Origin of the sequence: Geomonas diazotrophica, assembly GCF_018919385.1 — a bacterium.
Classification (GTDB): Bacteria; Desulfobacterota; Desulfuromonadia; order Geobacterales; family Geobacteraceae; genus Geomonas; species Geomonas diazotrophica.
The window spans coordinates 53,210-76,905 of sequence record NZ_JAHLMF010000010.1; the positions used below are offsets into that span (position 1 = coordinate 53,210).

The window sequence follows — 23,696 nt, forward strand, 5'->3', positions numbered from 1 at the left end:
CATGAAGCAGCAGTCGCCTTGCGTGGCAATCGTCGGCCTGGGCGGGATCTTTCCCGACGCGCCGGAACTGACAACATTCTGGGAAAACATCCGTAACGCCAAGAGCGCGGCGCGCGAGGTCCCGGCCGGACGCTGGGCCCTCGCTGTCGACGCGGCCTTTCATCCCGAGGCCGGCAAGCCCGACCACGTCTACTCCAAACGTGGTTGTTTCATCGACAGCCTCCCTCCCCTATCCTCGCTTTCCGGACTGCACATCGACCCGAAGCTCGCAGAGGGGCTGGATCCCGCTTTCCACCTGCTTTTGCACGCCGGCAAGAGATCCTTCGACAGCGCGGTGACTGCGAAACTGGACCGCTCCCGCGTCGGCGTCATCATCGGCAACCTGGCACTTCCCAGCGAGAAATCCGCCGAACTCTCCCGCGCGATCCTGGGCCGGAATTTCGAAGAGAAGCTTTTGGGGCATGTCGCCGGCGACCCCATCCCCAACCCGTTGAACCGTTACGTGGCGGGGCTTCCCGCCGGGCTCCTGGCCGCCGCGCTCGGGCTGGGCGGGGGGTGCTGCACCCTGGACGCCGCCTGCGCCTCCTCGCTCTACGCCATCAAGCTCGCCTGCGACGAGCTCCTCGCCGGCCGCGCCGACGCCATGCTGACCGGCGGCCTTTCCCGCCCCGATCCCCTCTACACCCAGATGGGCTTCGCGCAGCTGCGCGCCCTGTCGCGGCGCGGTGTCTGCTCCCCCTTCGACGCTTCCGGCGACGGACTGGTGGTGGGGGAAGGTGCCGGCATCTTCGTGCTGAAGCGTCTCGACGACGCCCTGGCGCAGGGCGACCGCATCTACGGCGTGATCAGGGGGATCGGTCTCTCCAACGACGTGGGTGGGAGCCTTCTGGCCCCCATGGCCGACGGGCAGTTGCGCGCCATGCGCGCCGCCTACGCGAAGGCGGGGTGGTCGCCGCAGGACGTAGACCTCATCGAATGCCACGCCACCGGGACTCCAGTCGGCGACGCCACCGAAGTCGGAAGTCTCAGGGAACTATGGGGCGACGCCCCCGGCAAGGGGTGCGTGATCGGCTCGGTGAAATCGAACATCGGCCACCTCCTGACAGCCGCCGGGTCCGCCGCGCTGACCAAGGTGCTCCTGGCCATGGCCGAGGAGACCCTGCCGCCGACGGCGAACTTCAACCAGGCGCCGGAAAACTTCCAACTTGAGAAGAGCCCGTTCCGCGTTCTGCGGGGGGCGACCCAGTGGCAGCGCCGCGCGGAAGGCGTGCCCCGGCGTGCCGCGGTCTCCGCTTTCGGTTTCGGTGGGATCAACGCGCACCTGCTGGTAGAGGAATGGCTCCCGAACGCTGCCGCCGCAGCTGCAGCAGAGCCCCCGAAGAAGGGTGGCGCCGTGGCTGTGGTCGGCCTCGACGCGCGGTTCGGCAAATGGCAGGAGCTGAAGTCCTTCCAGGCACGCGTGCTGGGCGGTGAGACCGGCGCGAAGCCGTCCCACCCGAAGGACTGGTGGGGCGCCGAGCAGAGCGCCTGGTTCGGCAAGGAAAAGCTGAAGGACACTCCCTTCGCCGGTTTCTACCTGGACGAGTTCTCCCAGCCGACCGACCAGTTCCGCATCCCGCCGAAGGAGCTGGAAGAGATGCTGCCCCAGCAGCTTTTGATGCTGCAGTCCGCCGCAGCCGCCATGAAGGACGCCGGGATGGATCGCGGCGACAACCTGCGCGCCGGCGTCTTCGTCGGTATCGCGCTCGACCTGAACAGCACCAACTTCGCCTTCCGCTGGAGCGTCGCGGAAAAGGCGGCGGCTTGGGCGCGGGAACTGGGGCTCCAGCTCTCGCCCGCCGAGCTTGAGCAGTGGATCGGACAGTTGCGCGACCAGGCCGGCCCGCCGCTCACCGCCAACCGCACCATGGGCGCGCTGGGAAGCGTCGTCGCCAGCCGCGTGGCCCGGGAGTTCCGCTGTGGCGGCCCGAGCTTCACCATGTCCAGCGAGGAAAGCTCCGGACTGCGCGCCCTGGAAACGGCGGTGCGCCAGCTGCAGTCGGACGAAATCGACCGCGCCATCGTGGGCGCCGTGGATCTCGCCGGTGACTTGAGGGCCGTGATCGGGCAGCACCTGAACCGCCCCTACTCCGGCTTCGGCAGCGTCACCCCCTTCGACCAGACCGCCGACGGCACCGTGGTCGGCGAGGGCGCCGCCACCGTGATCCTGAAGCGCCTCGAAGATGCGGAGCGCGATGGAGACCGGATCTACGCCGTCATCGGCGGTATCGGCAGCGCGAGCGGTGAAGTCATGCTCCCCGGCATCCCCGCCTACCGTCACGCGCTGGAGCGCGCCTACGGCGAGGCCGAGGTAGCACCGGCGGCTGTCGGTCTCATCGAGGCCCACGGCAGCGGGAACGGGGCCGAGGACCGCATGGAAGCCGCCGCCCTGACCGAGTTTTTCGACGAGCCGGGCGCCATGGCGCAACCAAGGCGACTTCCCGTGGCGAGCGTGAAAGGCGACATCGGCCACGCCGGCGCCGCCTCGGGTCTCGCCTCGCTGGTGCGCGGCTGCCTGGCGCTGTACCAGGAGATCATTCCGGGAGCACGCTCCGGCGAGCGTCCCGTCGGCCAGCTCTCCGGCAACGGCGCCCTTTTCCTCCCCAACGGATCGCGCTACTGGCTGAGGAACCGCAGTGAAGGTGCACGCCACGCCGGTGTCAGCGTCTTCGGCGTGGACGGCAGCGTGAGTCACGTCGTGCTGCAGGGGTACGACAACGTCCCCGAGCGCGCCGTCGTCGAGCGGGTCGCCCCGCTGGGCGGATGGGACGAATTCCTGTTCTGCATTACGGGAGCCGACCGGCAGGAGCTTGCCGAAGGGGTGCAGCAGCTGCGGGAAACGGCGGAAAGAAAGCCCGCGCCGGAGATGTCTGTCTTCTCCCGGCGTGTCTGCAAAGAAAGCAGTGCCTCCGGCGCACCGCTCGCGGTCTCCCTGGTGGCCCGAAGCGCCGACGAGCTCGCCTCGCTCTGCCTGCAGGGAGAGCGGATCCTCCGCTCCGACGCGGCCTACGCCGAGGCGGTGCTGCACCCGTCCCAGCGCGACCGCCTCTTCTTCAACGCCAGTCCCATCGGCAAAAGCGGCAAGATCGGGTTCGTCTACCCCGGTTCCGGCAACCATTTCGCCGGGATGGGGATGGAGCTCTCCGCACGCTGGCCCGAGGTCTACCGCCGCCAGGATGCGGAAAACCTCTACCTGCGCGAACAGTTCCAGCCGGAGCAGTTCTGGAACGGTGCGCCCATCGACAGCGTGCACGAGAACCATCTGGCCGTGATCTTCGGGCAGGTGGCGACCGGTTGCGCGGTCACCGACGTGGTGCAGCGCTTCGGGGTCAGGCCCAACGCGGTGATAAGCTACAGCCTGGGCGAATCCGCCGGGCTCTTCGCCACCCGCACCTGGACCGAGCGCGACCTGATGCTGACCCGCATGAAGGCGTCCACCCTGTTCACCCGCGACCTGGCCGGCGAATGCCGTGCCGCCCGCGAGGCATGGGGGGAACCCGAAGGGAAGGAGATCAACTGGAGCATCGGCGTGGTCGACGCCCCGGCGCGCGAGGTGCGCCGCGCCATCAAGAAGACCAGCCGGGTCTACCTTCTCATCGTCAACACGCCGGACGAGTGCGTCATCGGCGGCGACGTGAAGTGGGTGAAGCACCTGGTGGCCATGCTCGATTGCCGCTTCTTCCCGCTGCAGGGTGTTACCACCGTGCATTGCGAGGTGGCGCGCCAGGTGGCTGCCGCCTACCGCGACCTGCACGTCTTCACCACCACCCCTCCCCCCGGCGTCACTTTCTACAGCGGTGCAGCGGGGAGCGCCTACCAGGTGAACCGCCGCAGCGCGGCCGAGTCCATCCTGGCCCAGGCCGTCGAGGGAATCGATTACCCGAAGGTGATCGAAGCGGCCTACGACGAGGGGATCCGCTACTTCATCGAGATGGGCCCCGGCGCTTCCTGCAGCCGGATGATCGGGCGCATCCTGAACGGCCGCCCCCACGTGGCGCGCTCCGTCTGCCAGCCTGGCACGGACGCCAACTCCGCAGTGTTGCGACTATTGGCGCAGCTTACCGCCGAGCGCATCCCGGTCGACCTGGAGCCGCTCTTCACAGCCGCCCCCGAATTGCCGGTTCAGCCGTCGGTGATCGCGCACGAGCAGAAAGGGCTTCGTTTCACCACCGGCGGTGTGCCGTTCGCACCGGGGCTCCCCCATGCCGGACAAAAAGCCCAGGCGCCTGCGGCCGTCCCCCCGGCAGCGCCTGTTCAGCCTGCCGCGCCCCCGGTCCGGATGGCTCAGCCTGAGGTCCCCTCCGGTTCTGCCCGGATAATGCGGTCCATAGATACTCCGGTAAGTACACCTGAAAAAACATCGGTCATGACAGAGGATATGGGTAAACCAGCCAGCGCAAACGCCGCTTTCCCTGCGGCCAGAGAGCAAGCCGCGCCGACATCAGCCGCACCGTCCCAGTTCGCCTCGGCTCCGGGCGTGGCCGTGCAGCAAGCCTTCTCCGAGGTGCCCGTCCAGCCGCTGCTGCACGAGTTCGCCCAGGCCCAGGACGCCCGGCAGCAGGCCCACGAAGCCTATCTGCGGGTGGCCGGCGACCTGAGCCGTTCCATCGCCGACGCCCTGGCGCTGCAGATCTCGATCCAGCAGCAGATGCTGGCCGCCGGCATTCCGGTCGAACAGGATCTCAAAAACCACCCCGCCGGGGCCTACGCTGCCGCGATGTCCGCGCCTGGGCCTGCCGTGGCCGCCCCCGCTGCTGCTGCACCGTCGCCGGCTCCCGCCCCCTACCCCGGCGCGCTTCCGGCGCTTTACGACTACGACATGTGCCTTGAGTTCGCCATCGGTTCGGTCGCCAAGATGCTCGGCCCCGAATTCGCCGAGGCGGACAGCTACCCGACCAGGGTGAGGTTGCCGGACGTGCCGCTGCAGCTCGTGCATCGCATCGTGGCGCTCGAGGGTGAGCCAAAATCGATGACCAGCGGCCGCGTGGTAACCCAGCACGACGTCCATCCGGGCGCCTGGTACCTGGACGGCGGCCGCATCCCGACCTGCATCGCGGTAGAGGCGGGACAGGCCGACCTGTTCCTGTCCGGCTATCTCGGCATCGACTTCATCACCAAGGGGCTCGCCGTCTACCGGCTCCTGGACGCCGTGGTGACCTTCCACCGCGAGCTACCCGCCCCCGGGGAGACCATCAACTACGACATCCACATCGAGCGCTTCTTCAGGCAGGGCGAGACCTACCTGTTCCGCTTCCACTTCGAGGCGACCGTGAACGGGGAACCGCTTCTCTCCATGCGCAACGGCTGCGCCGGCTTCTTCACCCAGGAGGAACTGGACGCCGGCAAGGGGATCGTGCGCGGCGCCATAGACCTGCGTCCCCGCACCGGGAAGCTCCCCGCGGACTGGAACTACCTGGTGCCCATGCAGCGCTCCTCCTACGACGCGCGGCAGCTGGACGCCCTGCGCCGCGGCGATCTCGCGGGATGCTTCGGGCCTCTCTTCGCCGGGCTGCCTGTTCAGCGCCCCCTCACCATCCCCGGCGGCAGGATGGAGCTGGTGCACCGCGTCATGGAACTGGTCCCGGACGGCGGGCGTTGCGGCCTCGGTTTCATCCGCGCCGAAGCGGACATTCATCCGGACGACTGGTTCATCACCTGCCATTTCGCGGACGACCGCGTCATGCCCGGCACGCTCATGTACGAGTGCTGCATGCACACCCTGCGCATCTTCCTGCTGCGCCTGGGCTGGGTGGCGGAGGCCGACGGGGCCGCCTGGCAACCGGTCCCCGGCGTTGCGAGCCAGCTCTGCTGCCGCGGGCAGGTACTGGAGACGACCAAGGTGGTCACCTACGAGGTGACCGTGCGCGAACTGGGCTACCGCCCCGAGCCGTACGCCATCGTCGATGCCCTGATGTACGCCGACGGCAAGCCGATCGTCGAAATCACCAACATGTCCGCGCGGCTCACCGGCACTACCCGTGAAGCACTGCTTCAACTGTGGCGTGTCAACGTTGCGCAATCACATGGCATCGCCCCCGTAGCGATGCAGGCGCCTGCCTACGACCAGAAGCCGGCCATCTACACAAAAAAACAGATACTGGCATACAGCAACGGCAACCCTTCCGAAGGTTTCGGTGACCGATACAAGGTCTTCGACAGCGAGCGGAAGATCGCCCGCCTCCCCGGTCCTCCCTTCCAGTTCATGGATCGCGTCACCGGCATCAAGGGAGAGCCGTGGCAGATGGTGCCGGGCGCGATGGCGGAAGCGCAGTACGACATCCCGGCGGACGAGTGGTATTTTGCCGCCGACCGTCAGCCGCGCATGCCCTTCGCTGTCCTTCTGGAAGCTGCGCTGCAGCCCTGCGGCTGGCTTGCCGCCTACGTCGGTTCCGCCCTAACCAGCCCGACCGACATCTCCTTTAGAAACCTTGGGGGGACTGCGATACAACACCGTCCCGTTACGCCGCAAAGCGGCACCCTGACCGCGACGGCGACCCTTACCAAGGCCGCCACCAGCGGCGGGATGATCATCCAGGAGTTCGACTTTTCGGTGGCGGACCGCCACGGCGTGCTCTACGAAGGCGAGACCATGTTCGGTTTCTTCGCCAAGGAGGCCCTGGCCAACCAGGTCGGCATCCGCGAAGCTGCTCCCTACCTCCCCAGCGCCGAGGAGACGGCACGCGGCCGCTCGCTCCCCTATCCCGAGCAGCGTCCTTTCCCGGACAAGATGCTGAGGATGATCGACAGAATCGAGCTGTACGTTCCGGATGGTGGTCCGGCGGGCCTCGGCTACCTGAGGGGGACCAAGACGGTTGTTGCAGAGGACTGGTACTTCAAGGCGCATTTTTACCAGGACCCGGTGACACCCGGTTCGCTGGGACTGGAGTCGTTCCTGCAGTTGATGAAGTTCGCCGCCGTGGAGCGCTGGGGGTGGAACGATGGCGATTCCGTCGCTGCCGTCGCCCTGGAGCGCAAGCACCGCTGGCTCTACCGCGGCCAGGTCGTGCCGACCGACAAGGAGGTCACCGTGGTGGCCTGGGTCACCGCCGCCGACGATGCCAACCGCGTCCTGACCGCCGCTGGCTTCCTCTACGTGGACGGCCGTGCCATCTACCAGATGAACGACTTCACGGTCCAAATTGAAAGAAGCTAAACACTACGTTCTCCACACTCCCTCCCCCCCTGGGAGAGGGTAAAACGCTGTCAACACTCCCTCTCCCCCTGGGAGAGGGTAAAACGCTGTCAACACTCCCTCTCCCAGGGGGAGAGGGTAAAACGCTGTCAATACTCCCTCTCCCCCGGGAGAGGGTCGGGGTGAGGGCGCTGCGATAGGCGATCACTCCCTTCGTGGCGTCGCCCTCACCCGCCCTGCGGGCACCCTCTCCCGAGGGGAGAGGGTAAGATGCTGCCCACACTCCCTCTCCCGAGGGGAGAGGGGAAAACGTTTAAACATTATATTTTTCTCTGTGCCCTCTGCGGACCTCGGCGTCCTCTCTGGTCATGCTTTCGGTTTTCATTGTTGTACAGCTTCCGTTTCTTAAGGTGATTGATGAAGTATTCCAAGGTATATATCGAATCTTTCGGTTACGAGCTCGCTCCGGTGGTGGTCACCTCGGATGAGCTCGAGGCGCGGCTGGAGCCGCTTTACAAGACGCTGCACTTCACCCCGGGGCAACTCCAGGCCCTGACCGGGATCCGCGAACGCCGCTGGTGGGAACCGGGCTTTCAGCTCTCCAAGGGGGCCATCGCGGCAGGAAAGAAGGCGCTCTCCGCGGCCGGCATCTCCCCCAACGACATAGGTGCCCTGCTCTACACCGGGGTCTGCCGGGAACGCTTCGAGCCGGCTACCGCCTGCCGCGTCGCTGCAGGTCTCGGCATCTCGGGTAACGTTGCGGTCTACGACCTCTCCAACGCCTGCCTGGGCGTGTTGAACGGCATCCTAGACGTGGCCAACCGCATCGAGCTCGGGCAGATCCGGGCCGGCCTGGTGGTCTCCTGCGAAAGCGCGCGCGACATAAACGACGTCATGATCGCCAAGATGCTGGAGGACCGCAGCATGGAGAACTTCGCCAGCTCGCTGGCCACCCTCACCGGCGGTTCTGGCGCGGTTGCCGTGCTCCTCACCGACGGCTCCTTCTCCAAGTCCGGCCGCAGGAGGCTGCGCGGCGGGATCACTCAGGCGGCGCCTGAACACCACGGCCTCTGCCTCTGGGGCATCACCCCCGACGGCAAGGGCGGCTACGAGCAGTCCATGAGCACCGACGCGGTCAGCGTGATGAACTACGGCGTGGAACTGGGTCGCCGCACCTGGGATGAGTTCCTCCCCGAGGTAGGCTGGAGGGAGACCGACGTGGACCGCGTGGTCTGCCACCAGGTCGGGAGCGCACACCAGAGCGCCATCCTGAAGACGCTGGGCATCCCGCTCAACAAGGACTTCACCAGCTACGAATTCCTGGGGAACATGGGGACCGTTTCCCTGCCCCTGACCGCCGCGCTGGCAGACGAGCGCGACGTGCTTTCCGCCGGCGATCGGGTGGCTCTCTTGGGCATCGGGAGCGGGCTCAACTGCCTCATGCTGGGAGTGGACTGGTGAGAGACGCAGTGAAAAACTACTACCCCTTCACCGGCCGCACCCTCGACCTTGACGGCCTCGCCTACCACTACCTCGACGAGGGCAAGGGAGCCCCGGTGGTCATGGTGCACGGCAACCCCTCCTGGTCCTTCTACTACAGAAACCTGGTACTGGCGCTGCGGGACAACTACCGCTGCATCGTGCCGGACCACATCGGCTGCGGCTTCTCCGACAAGCCGGGCGACGACCGCTACGACTACACCCTCTCCCGCCGCATCGACGACCTGGAGCACCTGATCGATTCGCTCGATCTGCAAGGAAAGATCACCCTTGTGGTGCACGACTGGGGCGGGATGATCGGCATGGGGTACGCAAGCCGCCACCCCGAGCGGATCGGCCGCATCGTGGTCCTGAATACCGCCGCCTTCCATCTCCCCAAGGAGAAGAAGTTCCCGCTGGGGCTGAAGATCTGCCGCGACACGCTGCTTGGCACCCTGCTGGTGCGCGGTTTCAACGCCTTCAGCGTCGGGGCGTCCATCGTCGGCTGCAAGAAGAACCCGATGCCGCAGGAACTGATGAAGGCTTACCGCGCACCCTACGATTCCTGGCAGAACCGGATCGCCACGCTGCGCTTCGTGCAGGACATCCCGCTCGCACCGGGAGACCGCGGTTACGATCTCGTGAGCGAGATTGCCGCCGGTCTGGAGCGCTTCAGCGACCTCCCCATGGCCATCTTCTGGGGAGAGCTCGACTTCGTTTTCGATACCACCTTCCTTGCCGAATGGAAGCGGCGCTTCCCGAAGGCGCAGGTGCACAGCTATCCCGACGCCGGACACTACGTCCTCGAAGACATGAAAGGCGAAGTGGTGCCGCTCATCGTCGAATTCCTGCAGCAGACCGAGGCCCGGGAGACTGCCTGACCCATGTCCGAGATCGATTTCGTCAACATAGCCGCGCATCTGCCCGAGATGGCCAGGCGCCAGCCTGACACCAGGGCGATCATCTTCCCCAAGGGGAAGCGGAGCCTCACCTTCTCGGAGTTGAACCGCCTGAGCGACAGGATCGCGCGCGGGTTGATCGCCCACGGCATCTGCAGCGGCGTGCGCACCGTGCTCATGGTGACGCCGAGTCCGGAATTCTTCGCCCTCACCTTCGCGCTCTTCAAGGTGGGCGCGGTGCCGGTGCTTATCGATCCGGGGCTTGGGATCAAGAACCTGAAGCAGTGCTTCTCCGAGGCCGAACCGCACGCCTTCATCGGCATCCCCAAGGCGCACCTCGCACGCAAGCTCTTCGGCTGGGGCAAGGAAAGCATCCGTACCTGCGTTACCGTCGGCCCGCGGCTGTTCTGGGAAGGGACCACGCTTGCGAAGATCATCGCGGGACAGCAGGACGATACCCCCTTCACCCTCGCCCCGACCCAGAAGGACGACGTCGCGGCCATCCTTTTTACCAGCGGCAGTACCGGCATACCCAAGGGAGCCATCTACAGCCACGGCAACTTCTCCGCGCAGGTGAAGGCCCTGAAGGATGTCTACGGCATCGAGCCGGGGGAGATCGATCTCCCCACCTTCCCGCTCTTCGCCCTGTTCGCTCCGGCACTCGGCATGACCGCGGTGATCCCGGAGATGGACTTCACCCGGCCTGGTTCCGTCGATCCGCGCAAGATCGTGGGACCGATCAACGAGTACGGCGTGACCACCATGTTCGGCTCCCCAGCCCTCATCAACCGGGTGGGACGCTACGGCGTGGAGCACGGCATCAAGCTTCCCACCCTGCGGCGGGCAATCTCCGCCGGGGCGCCGGTGCCTGCCTCCGTGCTCGAGCGCTTCACCAGCCTGCTGAACCCGGGCGTGCAGGTGTTCACCCCTTACGGCGCCACCGAGGCGCTCCCGGTCTGTTCCATAGGCAGCACCGAGATCCTCCAGGAAACCCGTAAAATCACCGATTCCGGCGGCGGGGTCTGCGTCGGGCGGCCGGTTGAAGGCATCCGCCTGGAGATCGTCCAGATTACCGACAACCCCATCTGCGGCTGGGACGATGCGCTGCGCGTCCCCACCGGAAAGATCGGCGAGATCGTGGTGCAGGGGGAACAGGTGACCCGCGGCTACTACAACCGCCCGGAATCGGACCACCTCTCCAAGATCATCGACCCGGAGACGGGCTCGTTCTTCCACCGCATGGGCGACCTCGGGGGGATGGACGAAGACGGTCGTGTCTGGTTCTGCGGCCGCAAATCCCACCGGGTCGAAACCGAAGCAGGCCCTCTTTACACCATCCCCTGCGAGGCGGTCTTCAACACCCATCCCGCCGTGTTCCGCAGCGCCCTGGTGGGCGTGGGGGAGCCGGGGGCGCTCACGCCGGTGATCTGCATCGAACTGGAGAAGGGCGTCAAGGTTGACCAGGAGCAGGTTCGCAAGGAGCTGAAATCGCTGGCCGAGGAACACATTCACACCCGTTCCATCGAATCCTTCCTGTTCCATCCCGCCTTCCCGGTGGACATACGGCACAACGCCAAGATCTTCAGGGAGAAGCTGGCAGTCTGGGCCGCGGAGACGCTCAAGTGCGCGCGCTAGTCACCGGAGGGGGCGGATTCCTCGGCTCGGCCATCGTCAGGCAATTGCGCGCCCGTGGCGACGAAGTGGTCAGTTTCTCGCGCGGAGAGTACCCGGAGCTTGCTTCCCTCGGCGTAGAGCAGCACCGCGGCGACCTCGCCGACTTGAACGCAGTGGTCCAGGCGGCGCAGGGATGCGACACCGTCTTCCACGTCGCCGCTAAGGCGGGCATCTGGGGGGGCTTCCAGGAGTACTACCTCGCCAACGTCGTCGGCACCGAAAACGTGATCGCAGCCTGCCGCATCCTCGGCATCAGGCGCCTGGTCTACACCGGCTCGCCCAGCGTGGTCTTCGACGGTTCCGACGTTGAGGGTGGCGACGAGTCACTCCCCTACCCGGCCCACTTCGAGGCGCACTACCCGCACAGCAAGGCGCTCGCGGAAAAGGCCGTCCTCGCCGCCAACTCGCGCACCCTTTCCACCGTTTCGCTCCGGCCGCATCTGATCTGGGGACCGGGCGACAACCACCTGGTACCGCGCATCGTCGCCAAGGGACGCGCCGGCGCCTTGAGGCGCATCGGCACGCGTACCTGTCTGGTCGACACCGTCTTCGTGGATAACGCGGCCGAGGTGCACCTGAACGCGGCGGACCGTCTCTGCCCCGATGCGCCGCTGGCGGGCAAGGCCTATTTCATCTCCAACGGGGAGCCCATCCCGCTCTGGGACATGGTGAACGCCATCCTGGACGCGGCCGGAGTGCCGCCGGTCAACCGCACCGTCCCGGCCGGAGTTGCCTATGCCGTTGGGGTTGCCTGTGAAGTAGCCTGGAAAACGCTCAAGCTTTCCGGTGAGCCTCCCATGACCCGCTTCGTCGCCAAGGAACTCGCCACCTCCCACTGGTTCGACATCTCCGCGGCCCGCAGGGATCTCGGCTACTCCCCCCGCATCTCGACGCAGGAGGGGCTGAAGCTTCTGAGGGCGTCGTTCGAGGCAGTGGCTTGATTCCGATCGCCGGACTGGAGGGGGTGCGTGCGCAGTTCAGGCTCGAACCGCTGCAGCGCCCGGATCATGAAAAACAACGCCTGCTCGGCTTTTTAAACGACGAGGAAGTACGGCGTGGTGCTCGACTGTTCGATCACCTCAAGCGCGAAGAGTTTCTGGTGGGGCGCGGCTTGTTGCGGGAAATCCTGGCGGGGTACAACGGTTGGGAACCGGGATGTCTCGAGTTTCTCGAGGGGGAGTTCGGAAAGCCGTATCTGGCGGCCGAGCAGGCGGCCGATGGGATGTGTTTCAACGTCTCCCATGCTGGTGGGAAGTTGCTCGTTGCTGTATGTTACGGTGCGGAGATTGGAGTCGATCTGGAAGAGGTGCGGCAGGATCTGGCGTTTCGCCCCATGGCGGAGCGCTATTTTTCTGTGCGGGAACGGGAGCAGCTTTTCAGCCTGGCTCCGCAACTGCAGCTCGATGCTTTCTACCGTTGCTGGACCCGGAAGGAGGCCTATATGAAGGGGACCGGGAGAGGTTTTTCGCTGGTCTCGACGGCGTTTGACGTCTCGCTGTTGCCGGGTGAACCGCCTGCCCTCCTGGGGCATGGTTCGGACCCTGACGAGGTCGGGCGTTGGTGTATCATCGACCTGCCGGTCCCTGGCGGTTATTGCGCGGCGCTGGCAATTCAAAGGCAGGGCGAATAATTATTCGCCCCTACAGAGTCCCATCGTTCCCATCGTTCCCATCATCATCTGCTCTTCCCCCTGAACGCCCGGTAGGCATCCATGTGGCTCTTGTACTTCACCAGGCTCACCTCGCTGTTCAGCCAGGCGTAGATGATGGCGTTGGTTTCCTTGTCCCACTTGAAGAAGAGCCGGTGCTCCCCGGTCGGCTTGGCCCGGCGCCACTGCCGGTAGGCATGCCCCTCGGACTCCCCCTGGTAGTACGAGGCGTGCTGCGGATCTGCAGGAATCTCATCCTTGATGGCCCGGTACACCCGCGCCAGCAGTTTCGCCTGGGGCGAATCCTTGTAGGTCTGCGGGTTCCTCTCCTTCTCCTTGGCCACCACGGCGATCAGTTCGTCCAGCACCTGTTCGAAAGCGGCATGAAAGCGGATGCGCGACTCGTTGCTGACCATGTTTAGACCTCCACGTCCCTGATGAGCTCTTCGATCAGCTTCATTTTGTCCGGGTCCGGGACCTTGATGGTGTCGGCGCTGGAGGCCAGTTCCCGCTCCATGCAGTCGTAGAGGTCGTACACGGTGCCATTCTCCACCGAGAAGGAGAAGGCATCGAAAATGCGTGGATGACAGGGGACGGTAGAGAGCTTTTCGGAGACCCTGTCCTCGTAATAGGTGGCGACCAGGCTGTCCGGGAGCACGAACCGGTAGTGGATGAAAGACGAGTCCTTGCCGTGGACGAGTTCGTAGCGGCACTGCAGCAGGATGGCATCGGTCTCGGAAAAAGCGGTGCCGATACCGGCGAGAACCGCCTTCAGGTCCTGCTCCGCCAACCCCTGGCGTGCCAGCGTTTCGGTCACCGTCTCGTAATCATCCTGGCGCGGGTGACGCACCCCCTCGTGACTTTCCTGCCATTGGGAGAGCAGTTTCTTCAGCAGCGAAAACCTCCCGGTCAACGGCGCGATGCCGATGGCGGCGTTCAGCAGTTTCGGTTCCTGGGGCGCGCGGTCCAGCGCGAGCAGGGCATATTTAGCCGCATCGTTCCAGAGGCAGGATTTTTCCAGGGCAAGGGCGTAATACATCAGGGAAAGGTAGGAGTCGGAGAGCTCGACGGCCTGGAGGTACTGGGCGTGCATCGAGGCGATGTCGTGCTCCAGGCAGGCGACCAGCCCGAGCAGGACGTGGCCGGAGACCGGGTCCTTTTTCAGCAGGGCCTGGGCCGACTTCTTGTGTTTGGCCAGCTTCAGCCCCTGGGTCACGTCCCTGCGGCTGAACGCCCCCAGTTCGCGCAGGAGCTGGCCGAAATCGGGCTGCTTGCGGAAGAACATGGATCGGCTCAGCTAAGCCCGGTGCCGCAGAATCTGCACGAGGCCTCGCGCCATTTGCTGAACTCGCTGCACTTCGGGCATTGCCGGTAGTGCCCCTCTACCGGGCGGAGCGGGCGCTGAAAGGCGGTGATCATCACGGTGGGGGCGAAAAGGGCGTTCAGCAGGAACCACAGAAACGGGTTGCGCCCCTTGGTGTGGGCGATCCAGGCGCCGATGGTGCCGGGCAGAAGGAAGAAAACGACGACGAATCCCCATTCCATCATGTTGGTAGGCATGTACGCTCCAGTAGTCGTTAGGCGCCCTTCCCCTTCGGGACGGGAGCGCCGGATCAGGTTCTGGGTTCGGTCCTGGTGATGGTGCTGCGCAGCTCCAGCCCGAGCAGTCCTGCGGCCTCGCGGACCGCGTTCAGGTAGCGCTCCCTGAAGTGCGGCAGGGCGTCGGTCGGGTTCCCCGCCTCATCCCAGGGAAGCTCGGTGCGGGACAGCACGATCAGGATCTCCTCCAGGGAGTCCCTTTGCTTTCTCAGCTCGCGGATCTCTTTCAAAGCCTCGTGCAACAGCTCTGCCGTGGCGGGGTCGTCGGATGTCGCTGCCTGCAACTTCTGTAGCATATCGGTCATGGGGCGCTCCTCTTGAGTGGTGGCATCGTAGCAGCGAGGCGTATACGAGTCAACAGGCTTTATAGATGCGATTAGTCGGCAACTTCCACCCGCCGACTGGCTCTTTGTGGCCGGCCAACACATTTCTTTTAATTGCCAAAGCGTAACAAAGGCTTTATGCTCTCCCCGTCGCAGTCACCACTACTCAAACAAAGGACGATCATATGAACAGGTTCGTGTCATTACTCATCGGCACCGCACTCACCTCTCTCATCGCCGCGAACGGTTTTGCCGCTGAGGCTGCTCCCGCCGCTGCTCACGCCGCAGCTCCGGCAGTGGCACCCGCCGCGGCTGTTGCCCCCGTGGTTCCCGCCAAGGACGAGGCAAGCGTTGCGGCAGTCAAGATCGCGTTTATCGACATGGGCAAGGTCGCGTCAGAATCTCCCGAAGGCAAGGCGGCAAGCGAGTCGCTGAAGAAGAAGTCGGAGCTCCTGCGCAGCAAGCTCGACGCCCGGACCAAGCAGCTCGAGAAGCAAAAGGCCGCCATCGAGGCCAAGCTTCCCACCATGACCCAGAAGGAGCGCGCAGCCAAGGCGGCCGAATTCCAGAAGAAGGTCGAGGAATTCCAGAAGCTGGCACGGGCGAGCGAACTCGAGGTGAACAAGCTTCAGGACAAGCTGACCAACGAAGTCGGCGGCGTGATCAAGAAGGCGGCCGGTGACTATGCCAAGGCCAATGGCTACCTGTTGGTGGTCGAGGAAAAAGGGGTGCTCTTCGCGGATGAAAGGGTGAAGCCCAAAGACATCAGCGAAGAGGTCGCCGCCGAGCTCTCCAAGAAAGGGAAGAAATAGTTCCTCCACCCTTCCCTGCCCAGCCGTACCATTCTTATCGTTACACCGGCTCGCCGCCTCGGGATTTCCAAGGCGGCGAGCCTTTTTTCACCCCCCCCAGCTCCCAGCCCTCCCAATGGTTACAAAAATTAACATTTGTTAACATAGAAATGGATTTGTTGGTAGAATGTCACCTTGTTTCTTGGAACACCCAAATTCCGAGCGGCACAGGGGACGACGATGATGCTACGACTTTGTCTTATCTCGCTCTGCATGGCGGTGGTCATCTCCTGCCGGTATGACCTCGCGGAAGCGACTCTGGGGGAAGCGGCCCAGACCATTGCCCGAGACTCCAAGGAGTTGTCCGGAGCGCTCCTGAAATCGACCAACCGCGCCAGTTACCGCGTTCAATCGATCGCTTCAGGGACCACGGCCACCACCGTGCGGGAATACGTGAATCCGTCCGGCGTCGTCTTCGCGGTCGCCTGGAACGGCTTGGTACACCCCGATCTGCACGTGCTGCTCGGCAACTATCACGACGACTACCGTAAGGCGCTTTCCGGTACACCGCGTCGGCAGGGGCGTCGAGGTTTGAAAGTGATGACGCGTCGGATGGTGGTGGAAACCTGGGGGCATATGCGCAACCTGCAAGGGCGGGCCTACCTTCCCGAACTCCTGCCCGAAGGAGTGAGCCTCGATGAGATCCGTTAAGCTGTCGGCAGTCATGACCATACTTGCCGTGCTCGTCGCCCTGTCCGGGTGCGGCGGCGGGAAAAAAGGCCCGACCTTGACCTCGATAGCGGTCACCCCTGTCAATTCGACCCTCACGGTCGGCACGACGGGGCAGTTCACAGCCACCGGGACCTACTCCGACAACAGCACACGGGACATAACCAGCCAGGTATCCTGGAGTTCCTCTGTCGCAGGAGTGGCTACCATAAGCAGCGCAGCGGGGACCAAAGGGATGGCCACCGCGGTCTCCGCGGGGACCACGACCGTAACGGCCACCCTTGGAGGGGTGACCGGATCGACCAACCTTACCACCACCTCGTCATCAACCCCGGCCGCAAACGTGATGCCGATGACGGTGAACGGCTCGCTTTGTTCGCCAGGAAGCTACCTAAACAAAGCCTGCGTAAGTATCACCGTCTGCAATCCCGATCTCTCCGCCTGCCAGACGGTGAACGACGTCCTCCTCGACACCGGCAGTTACGGTTTGCGGCTCTTCCAGCAGGCGATACCAAACCTGACTCTGCCGCCCGTGGCCAGCGGCGCCGGCACACTCACCGGCTGCGTCCAGTTCGCCGACGGCAGTTCCCTTTGGGGGCCGATCAGGACGGCCATGGTCAAACTGGGGAACGAACCGTACGTCTCTGTGCCTATCCAGGTGATCAACTCCAGCTTCGGCTCGCTCCCCCTCCCCTGCTCCAACGCGGATCCCACCCCGGTCTCCTCGGGGTTCGCCGGAATCCTGGGGGTGGGGGTGTTCAAGGAAGACTGCGGTCTTGGCTGTGCGTTCACCTCGGCCAACGGTGTATATTACAGCTGCAGCGGGACGAGCTGCGTCGGAGCTTCGGTACCACTAACGGACCAGGTGCAGAACCCGGTTGCGGCGCTCCCGGTGGACAACAACGGTCTGATCGTGACCCTGCCCGCTGTCCCCGTGGGCGGGGTGCCGTCGATCAGCGGATCCGTGGTCCTTGGGATCGGCACCGGCACCAACAATACCCTTTCCGGCCCGGTCGTCCTCAGGACCGACTCCGCCGGGGACTTCACCACCACCTTCAACGGCGGCTCCACCAACGGGTTCGCCGACACCGGCTCCAACGGCCTGTTCTTCCCCAATGCTGACCCGAGTGTGCTCCCGGTATGCCCGTCGCCCAATACCGACTGGTACTGCCCCCCGCTCACCAGGTCCTTGCTGGCGACCAACGTGAGCGCCGGGGGAACGCCCGCGTCCACGGTCAGTTTCCAGATCTCCAATTTCAACAGCCTGTTGAACAGTTCCAACCGGGTCTTCAGCGATATCGGCGGCCCATCCGGCTTCGGGTTCGATTGGGGGTTGCCCTTCTTCATGGGGCGCAGCGTCGCCTTCGGCATCGAAGATGAGAGTTCCGGGCTCGGCAGCGGACCCTACGTCGCCTATTGATTTAACCTCCATCGCGGCTGGCTCAAAGCACCTTGCACACCATGCAGGGTGCTTTTTTTGTTCTTCGCGGTAACTCACATTCATTCCCTTGGTTTGACCTGGCTGGCACCTTCAGATAGTATCCAATGTGGTATCCATGTTTTTCATTGAGGAGGGGTTCCCTTGTCTAAGCCATTACTGATCGTTTCGGCTTTGTTCTTTGCCTTAGCCCAAGTACCTGCGTTTGCCGCTCCTCCCTCCCCCGAGAGCAAGCCGCAAGGCGTGGAGCAGCAGGAAAGTCAAACCAAGCCTGGGGGGACGGCCCGGGTCGTGGTGACCAGCCACAAGGCCCAGATCGGCGGCAAGGAGATTTCATACCAGGCCTGTGCCGGCACGTTGCCGGTGCTCACCGACACTGGGGAGACCGAGGCCGAGATCTTCTACGTTTCCTACCGCGTGCAGCAACCTGCTTCCGCAAAGCCCCGTCCCCTGCTCTTTGCTTTCAACGGCGGCCCGGGCGCCGCCTCCGTCTGGCTGCACCTGGGGGCAATGGGGCCAAGACGGGTGCAGATGCTCCCCGACGGTAGCATGCCGGCACCCCCATTTCGCCTGGTCGACAACGCGTCAAGCTGGCTCGATGTGGCCGATCTCGTCTTCGTTGATCCCGTCGGCACCGGCTACAGCCGCGCCGCCAAGCCCGACCTCACCAAGAAGTTCTCCGCTGTGCAGGGGGACATCGACTCGCTGGGACGCTTTGTCAGGCTTTACCTTACCCGCAACGGGCTCTGGGACACTCCCGTCTTCCTGGTCGGCGAGAGCTACGGCACCTTCCGCTCGGCGGGACTGGCAGAGCACCTGGTTGAGCACGGCGTCGCCCTCAACGGCCTCATACTGGTCTCCAGCATCCTCAACCTGCAGACCGTTTCCTTCGATTACGGCAATGACCTTCCCTACCAGCTTTTCCTGCCGAGCTACACGGCGACCGCCTGGTACCATCGCAAGCTCGCTCCCGAGCTGCAGGCTGACCTGGACCGGACCTTGGCCCAGGCGGAGCAATGGGCGGCATCGGACTACCTCTTGGCACTCAACAAGGGTGATCGGCTGACTATGGCGGAGCGCAAGGCCATAGCGGAAAAACTGGCCTCGTTCACGGGGCTCAGCGTGGACCTGGTTCAGAACAGAAATTTGCGGGTGGACAACCGGGACTTTGCGAAGGAATTGCTGCGCGACGAGAGGCGCACGGTCGGATTGATGGACAGCAGGTTCAACGCGGAGAATCCGGAGCCGGGCAAGCACCTGTGGGGCGATGCGACAATTGCCAACATCCGTCCCCCCTTCACCAGTGCCATGAACACCTACCTTCGGGAGGAGCTTGACTACCGGTCGGACCTGGAGTATTTCGCGCTGGGGGGCGGCATCGGCCGCTGGGATTGGGAGGCCAAGAACAGCTATGCGGATACCGGCGAGAACCTGCGTAACGCGATGGTCAAGAACCCCTACCTGAAGGTCCTGGTCGCCTCGGGCCTGTTCGATCTGGCCACCCCGCATTTCGCCACCGATTACACCTTGGCCCACCTGGGGGTGGGGGAGGCGCTGCGTCGGAACATCTCCGTCAAACGGTACCGCTCGGGGCACATGATGTACCTGGAGGGGGATTCCCTGGCGCAGTTAAAGAGGGACGCGACGGAGTTTATCGGCACAACCCTGAAGCGTTAGTTCAACTCACTGCCAGAGCGCAGGCGGGGCCGGGGTCTCGATCCGGTCCTGCTCCTCCCTGGGCAGCGCGGAGAAGAAGTCGAGCCCGGTCTGCCTTTCCACCTCGCGCACCGGCACCAGGTACTTCGGCATGTCCTCGGTCTCAAGCGGCTGGTTCGGCATGATGAGTGCCAGTGCCTCGCGCCTGGCCGGATCGAGGATCACCTTGTACAGGGCGGATGGGACCGCCACATGGTTGCGGCCGATGGTCCTCAGCGCCCCTTTGGGATAGATCGGCCCGCTGTAGATGAAGAGTTCCCCCCGCTTCTCCACCCACTTGCGCACCTTCCCCTCCAACTCGGCCCAGATGCCTCGGTTCATCCCCTCCCCCGCCTGGGGCACCATGTTTGAGAGGTAGAAGCTCTCCGACATGGCCTGTTCGTCCCACGCCATGTCCGCCGCCGGCGCCATGTGGCCACGGTCGTAACCCGATCCCCGGTAGTCGGAAAGCTCCGCACGCTCCCCCTTGGGAAGTTCGAGGTCTGGACGGAAGTTGTCGGAACGCTTCAGCTTCGCCTGCAACCGCTCCCTGGTCATCCTCTCGACAACCCAGACCGGCGTCTTCTTTTGCGCGTCGTGGCTCAGCAGGAACCCCTTCCGGCACAACAGATCACCGCTTTGGCCGGGTACACCATAGGCGACAAACTCACGGCACTCCTCGAGAGGTCCGCACCATGCTGAGGTTGCCGATAAAAGGATGAGAACAACGATTGAGAGAAGAGTGTTGCGAGGCATGTGACCGCCGGATAGTTCCGCCTGGGGCGGTTATTTTCGCGGCAGTTTAGCAGGAGAAGGCAGCCCGTTGCAACCGTGTAGGCAAGTTCAGAGGATGTCCCGCTCAGTCTCTACGTTGTTGAGATTCAGCTTCCTGTTTATGTCACGCACATATTGCGGATCTTGACCGCTGCAGCTATCTTCCTTGAACTCGAGGAGAAGCCTCAAGAGATAGCAGAACAGCCCAAGCCCCAGGCAAGGCAACACGCCTCCCAACGCCAGCATAAACCCTGAATATTCCACGCCGACCTCCTTGGTCAGAATCTCCAGACTTCAGCGGGAATAAATATATATTAGCAGGTATTAATGTCAAGGGGGCGCATCGTTAATGTTGGATCCATGGGCGGCGTAGAAAGCCTGCGAGCAGGGAATTGCAGCGCGTATGAAAAAAAATCAAGGGCGCAGTTTACACGGTACAAATGTGGTTTATTATAGACGCAATGAATTGGTTCTAATGCTCACCACGCGAGGTACCACCGACAATGCACCAGGGATTCCACTCCGACCACAGCCAAAGCGCTACAGCAGAAACTTTCCATCGGACCGGCATGACCGAGCAGATCGCAGAGGTTAAGGCAAAGCTGATTCACAATGTCAGGCGCAACTCGAAGAGGTACGGCGCACTGACCTCCTCCCGCATCGTGTCCGTACTCGCCAAAGGGTTGCCGGGTGAACTTCAACATGGAGTGCTGGAGGCAATCTCAACAGGCGGCCTCGCCAGTGACATACGCACCCTGGTAACCCCCTCCGGACAGCTTTTCCTCTACTCACAGGATTACATGAACAGTGAAGATGCGGCGGCCAAGGGGAAGCTTGAGGAAGTGAAGCACGCCATGGCAGAAAAGATCCGCAGGGATTCCAGGGTCATCACGGCCCTGACGCCGCTTAACGCCATGTTCGCGCTCTTCCCCGATATCAAGCCGGTAAAGATCTGTTCGTTTCTCAACGAGATGCAGACCCAGGTGCAGTACCGGGACATCAAGACCGCCTCAGCCTTCAGCGGTGAGCTCTACCTCTACTGCGACGCGCACATCACGGAGAAATACGCGGGACTGCTGGTTCGCTCCGCCGTCACCGACGCCTGCAGCACCATCGTGGACACGGTGCGGGAAGAATCCCGCATCTACCCGAGGCCGACCAAGGTGAGCCTTTTCACCAGCCAGGTTTACGGAATCCCCGCCGCGAACCTGCACCCCTGCATCGTGCGGATTCTCAACTCCCCCGAGTACGGGGACATCCGCAAGCTGGTGCATCCTGAGACCGATGCGGAATACCTCTACTCCACCCTCCACATGAATGAGGAGCAGGCCTATACGCTGATGAAATGGATGGAAGAATAAGGTTCGGCTACAGGGAGAGCGCTACCACTTCCGCGATGTCCTTGACCTGGGTGGTGCTCCCGGCCACTTCCTTGATGCCGTCCTCGAACATGGTCATGCAGAAGGGGCAGCTGACGCACACGGTCACCGGCTGTTGCGCCAGCGCCTCCTGTACCCGGCTGCGATTGATGGGAGTACCTTCGTGCTCCTCGAGCCACATGCGCCCTCCCCCCGCACCGCAGCAGAAGGCGTTCTCCCGGTTGCGCCCCATTTCCAGGACCTCGCGCCCCGTTGCCTTCCTCAGCACCTCGCGAGGTGCCTCGTAGACGTCGTTGTGCCGACCGAGGTAGCAGGAATCATGTAACACCACCCTCCCCGTTTCGGCGCTCCGGGCCGGGGTGAGCCTCCCTTCCCGCAAAAGTCTATCGATCAGCTCGCTATGGTGCAGCACCTCCAGCTCCAGCCCGTACTGGCGGTAATCATTCTTGAGGGTCGTGAAGCAGTGCGGGCACTGGGTGATCACCTTGGTGACCCCCTTGGAGAGGAACTGCTGGACCGTCTCCTTTGCCATCTGGTCGAACAGGTATTCGTTCCCGAGCCGCCGTACGCTATCCCCGCAGCACTTCTCCTCCTTGCCCAAGACACCGTAGGAAACGCCCGCCGCGTCGAGCACGCGGGTCAGGGCCACCGAGACCTGCTTGTTGCGCGCATCGAAGGCGCCCGAGCAGCCGACGAAGAGCAGGTATTCGGTCTTCCCCGCCTCGAAGGGACGCAGGTTCAGCTGTGAACTCCACTTGCTCCGCTCCGACGGGGCCATCCCCCAGGGGTTGGAACGCTGCTCCATGTTCTCGAAGAGGTTCAGAAGCTCCTCGGGGAAACTCGCCTCCATCTGCACCAGGTGCCGGCGCATCTTGACGATCTTGGGAAGATGCTCGATGAAGACCGGGCATGCCTCCATGCAGGCGCCGCACGAAGTACAGCTCCAGAGGGCCCTCGCCTTGGTGTTTCCCTTTTTGCCGTCGCCGATCAGCGAGACGCACCGTTCCGCCTGCAGGTCGCCGGAGAGCTTGTCAATGACCGCGCCGTTTTGCAGGAGGTTCTCCTTGATGGCGTGGATCATCTCGCGGGGGTTCAGTGTCTTGCCGGTACTGGAGGCGGGGCAGGCTTGCTGGCAGCGGCCGCACTCGGTGCAGGAGAAGGAATCAAGCAGGTCCTTCCAGGAGAGCCGCTCCACCGTTGCAGCACCGAAGCTGTTTCCTTCCTGGAACGCCTCGCGCTCTTGGCTATTGCATTTCCCCATGCTGCGCAGAAAGACGTTGGGTATGGCGGTAAGTATGTGCATATGTTTGCTGTAAGGGAGAAAGTTCATGAACCCCAAAAGCACCACGGCATGGATCCACCAGAAGACGTTGCCGGTCTGCTCCAATGCACCCGCAGCAGGAGTGGCCATGATCAGGCGGGCGACAAGATTGGACACCGGGGTGGCTGTGGTGCCAGGCAGCATCCCCTGAGCGATGCGCACGCCGTTCACCACGAAATAGGCCAGCATCAGGGTCGCGATCATGGACAGGATCAGGTAGGCCTCAAAGGTGCGGGCCCCCTCGAAGGGAGGGTTCACCGTGCGACGCAGTGCAGCGACCGCCACCGCAACCAGGGCCGCCAGTGAACAGATGTCGAACAGGAACAGCAGCGCCCCGTGTAGCGGAGCCGGGAGCAGCGCAAAGGAGACCGCCGGGAAGATCCCCGAGACCAGGAATTCAAGGTTGGCGAGGGCCAGCACCAGGAAGGCCCAGAAGATGACGCCGTGGTTAAGCCCGAAGGGGCGGCTTACCACCCTCTTTTGCCCCACGGCGTAGACCAGCATCTCCCTGAGTCGGTCCAGGGGGCGGTCGAAGCGGTACTCGTTCTTGCCGACGCTGACCAGTGCCAGTCTGCGGTAGCAACTGAAGGCAAAAGCGGAGAGTGACAGGCTCAGAATTGCGATGAAAATTACGTGTTCCATAGATGCTCCATAAAGTCTGGGCTGAAAGCGGTCGCGCAAAACACACGGAGCATGCGCAAAGGGCGCGGAGTCAAACCAACGGCTTTTCTTAGCGCACTCCGCGGATACTCAGCGTTCTTCGCTTAACTTCTTTG

The 23,696-nt window shown here is 63.6% G+C and carries 18 protein-coding genes; 11 read left to right on the forward strand and 7 right to left on the reverse strand.

Annotated features, from left to right (window positions below):
• Position 1: 1 nt before the first annotated feature.
• The 6 genes from KOM00_RS12490 (at position 2) to KOM00_RS12515 (ending at position 12,853) form a co-directional block, all read left to right on the forward strand.
• Positions 2–7,192 carry a beta-ketoacyl synthase N-terminal-like domain-containing protein gene (locus tag KOM00_RS12490; RefSeq protein WP_216499259.1) on the forward strand — a complete coding sequence of 2,397 codons (7,191 nt, stop codon included), beginning with the start codon at positions 2–4 and terminating at the stop codon, positions 7,190–7,192.
• A 396-nt stretch (positions 7,193–7,588) separates the two neighbouring features.
• Positions 7,589–8,632: a 3-oxoacyl-ACP synthase III gene (locus KOM00_RS12495; RefSeq protein WP_216499261.1), complete on the forward strand. Its 1,044-nt coding sequence runs from the start codon at positions 7,589–7,591 to the stop codon at positions 8,630–8,632.
• Complete coding sequence (locus tag KOM00_RS12500) at positions 8,629–9,531, forward strand: alpha/beta fold hydrolase (protein WP_216499262.1); 903 nt, start codon at positions 8,629–8,631, stop codon at positions 9,529–9,531. Before KOM00_RS12495 ends, KOM00_RS12500 begins: the two co-directional genes overlap by 4 nt.
• A 3-nt stretch (positions 9,532–9,534) precedes the next feature.
• On the forward strand, positions 9,535–11,184 hold the full coding sequence (locus tag KOM00_RS12505) for a fatty acid CoA ligase family protein (RefSeq protein ID WP_216499263.1): 1,650 nt from the start codon (positions 9,535–9,537) through the stop codon (positions 11,182–11,184).
• Positions 11,172–12,164 (forward strand): NAD-dependent epimerase/dehydratase family protein, encoded by a 993-nt coding sequence (locus KOM00_RS12510; protein ID WP_216499264.1) that lies wholly within the window; start codon positions 11,172–11,174, stop codon positions 12,162–12,164. The genes KOM00_RS12505 and KOM00_RS12510 overlap by 13 nt, the downstream gene beginning before the upstream one ends.
• Entirely contained in the window at positions 12,161–12,853 is a 693-nt protein-coding gene (locus KOM00_RS12515; protein ID WP_216499265.1) for a 4'-phosphopantetheinyl transferase family protein, read from the forward strand. The genes KOM00_RS12510 and KOM00_RS12515 overlap by 4 nt, the downstream gene beginning before the upstream one ends.
• A gap of 44 nt (positions 12,854–12,897) precedes the next feature.
• On the opposite strand, the gene KOM00_RS12520 is transcribed toward KOM00_RS12515, so the two are convergent.
• From KOM00_RS12520 to KOM00_RS12535, 4 genes are read right to left on the reverse strand one after another with little or no spacing between them, the layout of a single operon-like run.
• On the reverse strand, positions 12,898–13,287 hold the full coding sequence (locus KOM00_RS12520; protein ID WP_216499267.1) for a type II toxin-antitoxin system YhaV family toxin: 390 nt from the start codon (positions 13,285–13,287) through the stop codon (positions 12,898–12,900).
• 2 nt (positions 13,288–13,289) lie between these two features.
• Positions 13,290–14,156 carry a hypothetical protein gene (locus KOM00_RS12525; protein WP_216499268.1) on the reverse strand — a complete coding sequence of 289 codons (867 nt, stop codon included), beginning with the start codon at positions 14,154–14,156 and terminating at the stop codon, positions 13,290–13,292.
• Positions 14,157–14,164: 8 nt separating this feature from the next.
• Positions 14,165–14,431, reverse strand: a complete 267-nt coding sequence (locus KOM00_RS12530; RefSeq protein WP_216499269.1) for a hypothetical protein — start codon at positions 14,429–14,431, stop codon at positions 14,165–14,167.
• 53 nt (positions 14,432–14,484) lie between these two features.
• The gene (locus KOM00_RS12535; RefSeq protein WP_216499270.1) at positions 14,485–14,775 is read right to left on the reverse strand and encodes a hypothetical protein; all 291 of its coding nucleotides are present in this window, start codon (positions 14,773–14,775) and stop codon (positions 14,485–14,487) included.
• 203 nt (positions 14,776–14,978) lie between these two features.
• Here KOM00_RS12535 and KOM00_RS12540 point away from each other — a divergent pair, with 203 nt between their 5' ends.
• The 4 genes from KOM00_RS12540 (at position 14,979) to KOM00_RS12555 (ending at position 19,428) form a co-directional block, all read left to right on the forward strand.
• Positions 14,979–15,605 (forward strand): OmpH family outer membrane protein, encoded by a 627-nt coding sequence (locus KOM00_RS12540; RefSeq protein WP_216499271.1) that lies wholly within the window; start codon positions 14,979–14,981, stop codon positions 15,603–15,605.
• 222 nt (positions 15,606–15,827) lie between these two features.
• The gene (locus tag KOM00_RS12545; protein ID WP_236026929.1) at positions 15,828–16,295 is read left to right on the forward strand and encodes a DUF2844 domain-containing protein; all 468 of its coding nucleotides are present in this window, start codon (positions 15,828–15,830) and stop codon (positions 16,293–16,295) included.
• A complete protein-coding gene (locus tag KOM00_RS12550) occupies positions 16,282–17,733 on the forward strand; it encodes a DUF3443 family protein (protein WP_216499274.1) in 1,452 nt (483 codons plus the stop codon). Before KOM00_RS12545 ends, KOM00_RS12550 begins: the two co-directional genes overlap by 14 nt.
• A 162-nt stretch (positions 17,734–17,895) precedes the next feature.
• Entirely contained in the window at positions 17,896–19,428 is a 1,533-nt protein-coding gene (locus KOM00_RS12555; protein ID WP_216499276.1) for a S10 family peptidase, read from the forward strand.
• 6 nt (positions 19,429–19,434) lie between these two features.
• Here the strand turns inward: KOM00_RS12555 and KOM00_RS12560 are convergent, their stop codons facing one another.
• Entirely contained in the window at positions 19,435–20,202 is a 768-nt protein-coding gene (locus KOM00_RS12560; protein ID WP_407931688.1) for a DNA/RNA non-specific endonuclease, read from the reverse strand.
• An 87-nt stretch (positions 20,203–20,289) separates the two neighbouring features.
• Entirely contained in the window at positions 20,290–20,484 is a 195-nt protein-coding gene (locus KOM00_RS12565) for a hypothetical protein (RefSeq protein ID WP_216499277.1), read from the reverse strand.
• A 305-nt stretch (positions 20,485–20,789) separates the two neighbouring features.
• On the opposite strand from KOM00_RS12565, the gene KOM00_RS12570 reads away from it, so the two are divergent.
• Positions 20,790–21,581, forward strand: coding sequence for a hypothetical protein (locus KOM00_RS12570; protein WP_216499279.1), 792 nt, complete (start codon positions 20,790–20,792; stop codon positions 21,579–21,581).
• A 7-nt stretch (positions 21,582–21,588) separates the two neighbouring features.
• Here KOM00_RS12570 and KOM00_RS12575 read toward each other — a convergent pair whose 3' ends face one another.
• Entirely contained in the window at positions 21,589–23,562 is a 1,974-nt protein-coding gene (locus KOM00_RS12575; protein WP_216499280.1) for a (Fe-S)-binding protein, read from the reverse strand.
• Positions 23,563–23,696 lie beyond the last annotated feature (134 nt).

Bases quoted from the DNA above. Each gene is read 5' to 3' on its own strand.
- KOM00_RS12570 (WP_216499279.1), top strand. From the start codon at position 20,790: ATGACCGAGCAGATCGCAGAGGTTAAGGCAAAGCTGATTCACAATGTC.
- KOM00_RS12560 (WP_407931688.1), bottom strand. From the start codon at position 20,202: ATGCCTCGCAACACTCTTCTCTCAATCGTTGTTCTCATCCTTTTATCG.
- KOM00_RS12550 (WP_216499274.1), top strand. From the start codon at position 16,282: ATGAGATCCGTTAAGCTGTCGGCAGTCATGACCATACTTGCCGTGCTC.
- KOM00_RS12575 (WP_216499280.1), bottom strand. From the start codon at position 23,562: ATGGAACACGTAATTTTCATCGCAATTCTGAGCCTGTCACTCTCCGCT.
- KOM00_RS12490 (WP_216499259.1), top strand. From the start codon at position 2: ATGAAGCAGCAGTCGCCTTGCGTGGCAATCGTCGGCCTGGGCGGGATC.
- KOM00_RS12535 (WP_216499270.1), bottom strand. From the start codon at position 14,775: ATGACCGATATGCTACAGAAGTTGCAGGCAGCGACATCCGACGACCCC.
- KOM00_RS12540 (WP_216499271.1), top strand. From the start codon at position 14,979: ATGAACAGGTTCGTGTCATTACTCATCGGCACCGCACTCACCTCTCTC.
- KOM00_RS12545 (WP_236026929.1), top strand. From the start codon at position 15,828: ATGCTACGACTTTGTCTTATCTCGCTCTGCATGGCGGTGGTCATCTCC.
- KOM00_RS12505 (WP_216499263.1), top strand. From the start codon at position 9,535: ATGTCCGAGATCGATTTCGTCAACATAGCCGCGCATCTGCCCGAGATG.
- KOM00_RS12495 (WP_216499261.1), top strand. From the start codon at position 7,589: ATGAAGTATTCCAAGGTATATATCGAATCTTTCGGTTACGAGCTCGCT.
- KOM00_RS12525 (WP_216499268.1), bottom strand. From the start codon at position 14,156: ATGTTCTTCCGCAAGCAGCCCGATTTCGGCCAGCTCCTGCGCGAACTG.
- KOM00_RS12520 (WP_216499267.1), bottom strand. From the start codon at position 13,287: ATGGTCAGCAACGAGTCGCGCATCCGCTTTCATGCCGCTTTCGAACAG.
- KOM00_RS12530 (WP_216499269.1), bottom strand. From the start codon at position 14,431: ATGCCTACCAACATGATGGAATGGGGATTCGTCGTCGTTTTCTTCCTT.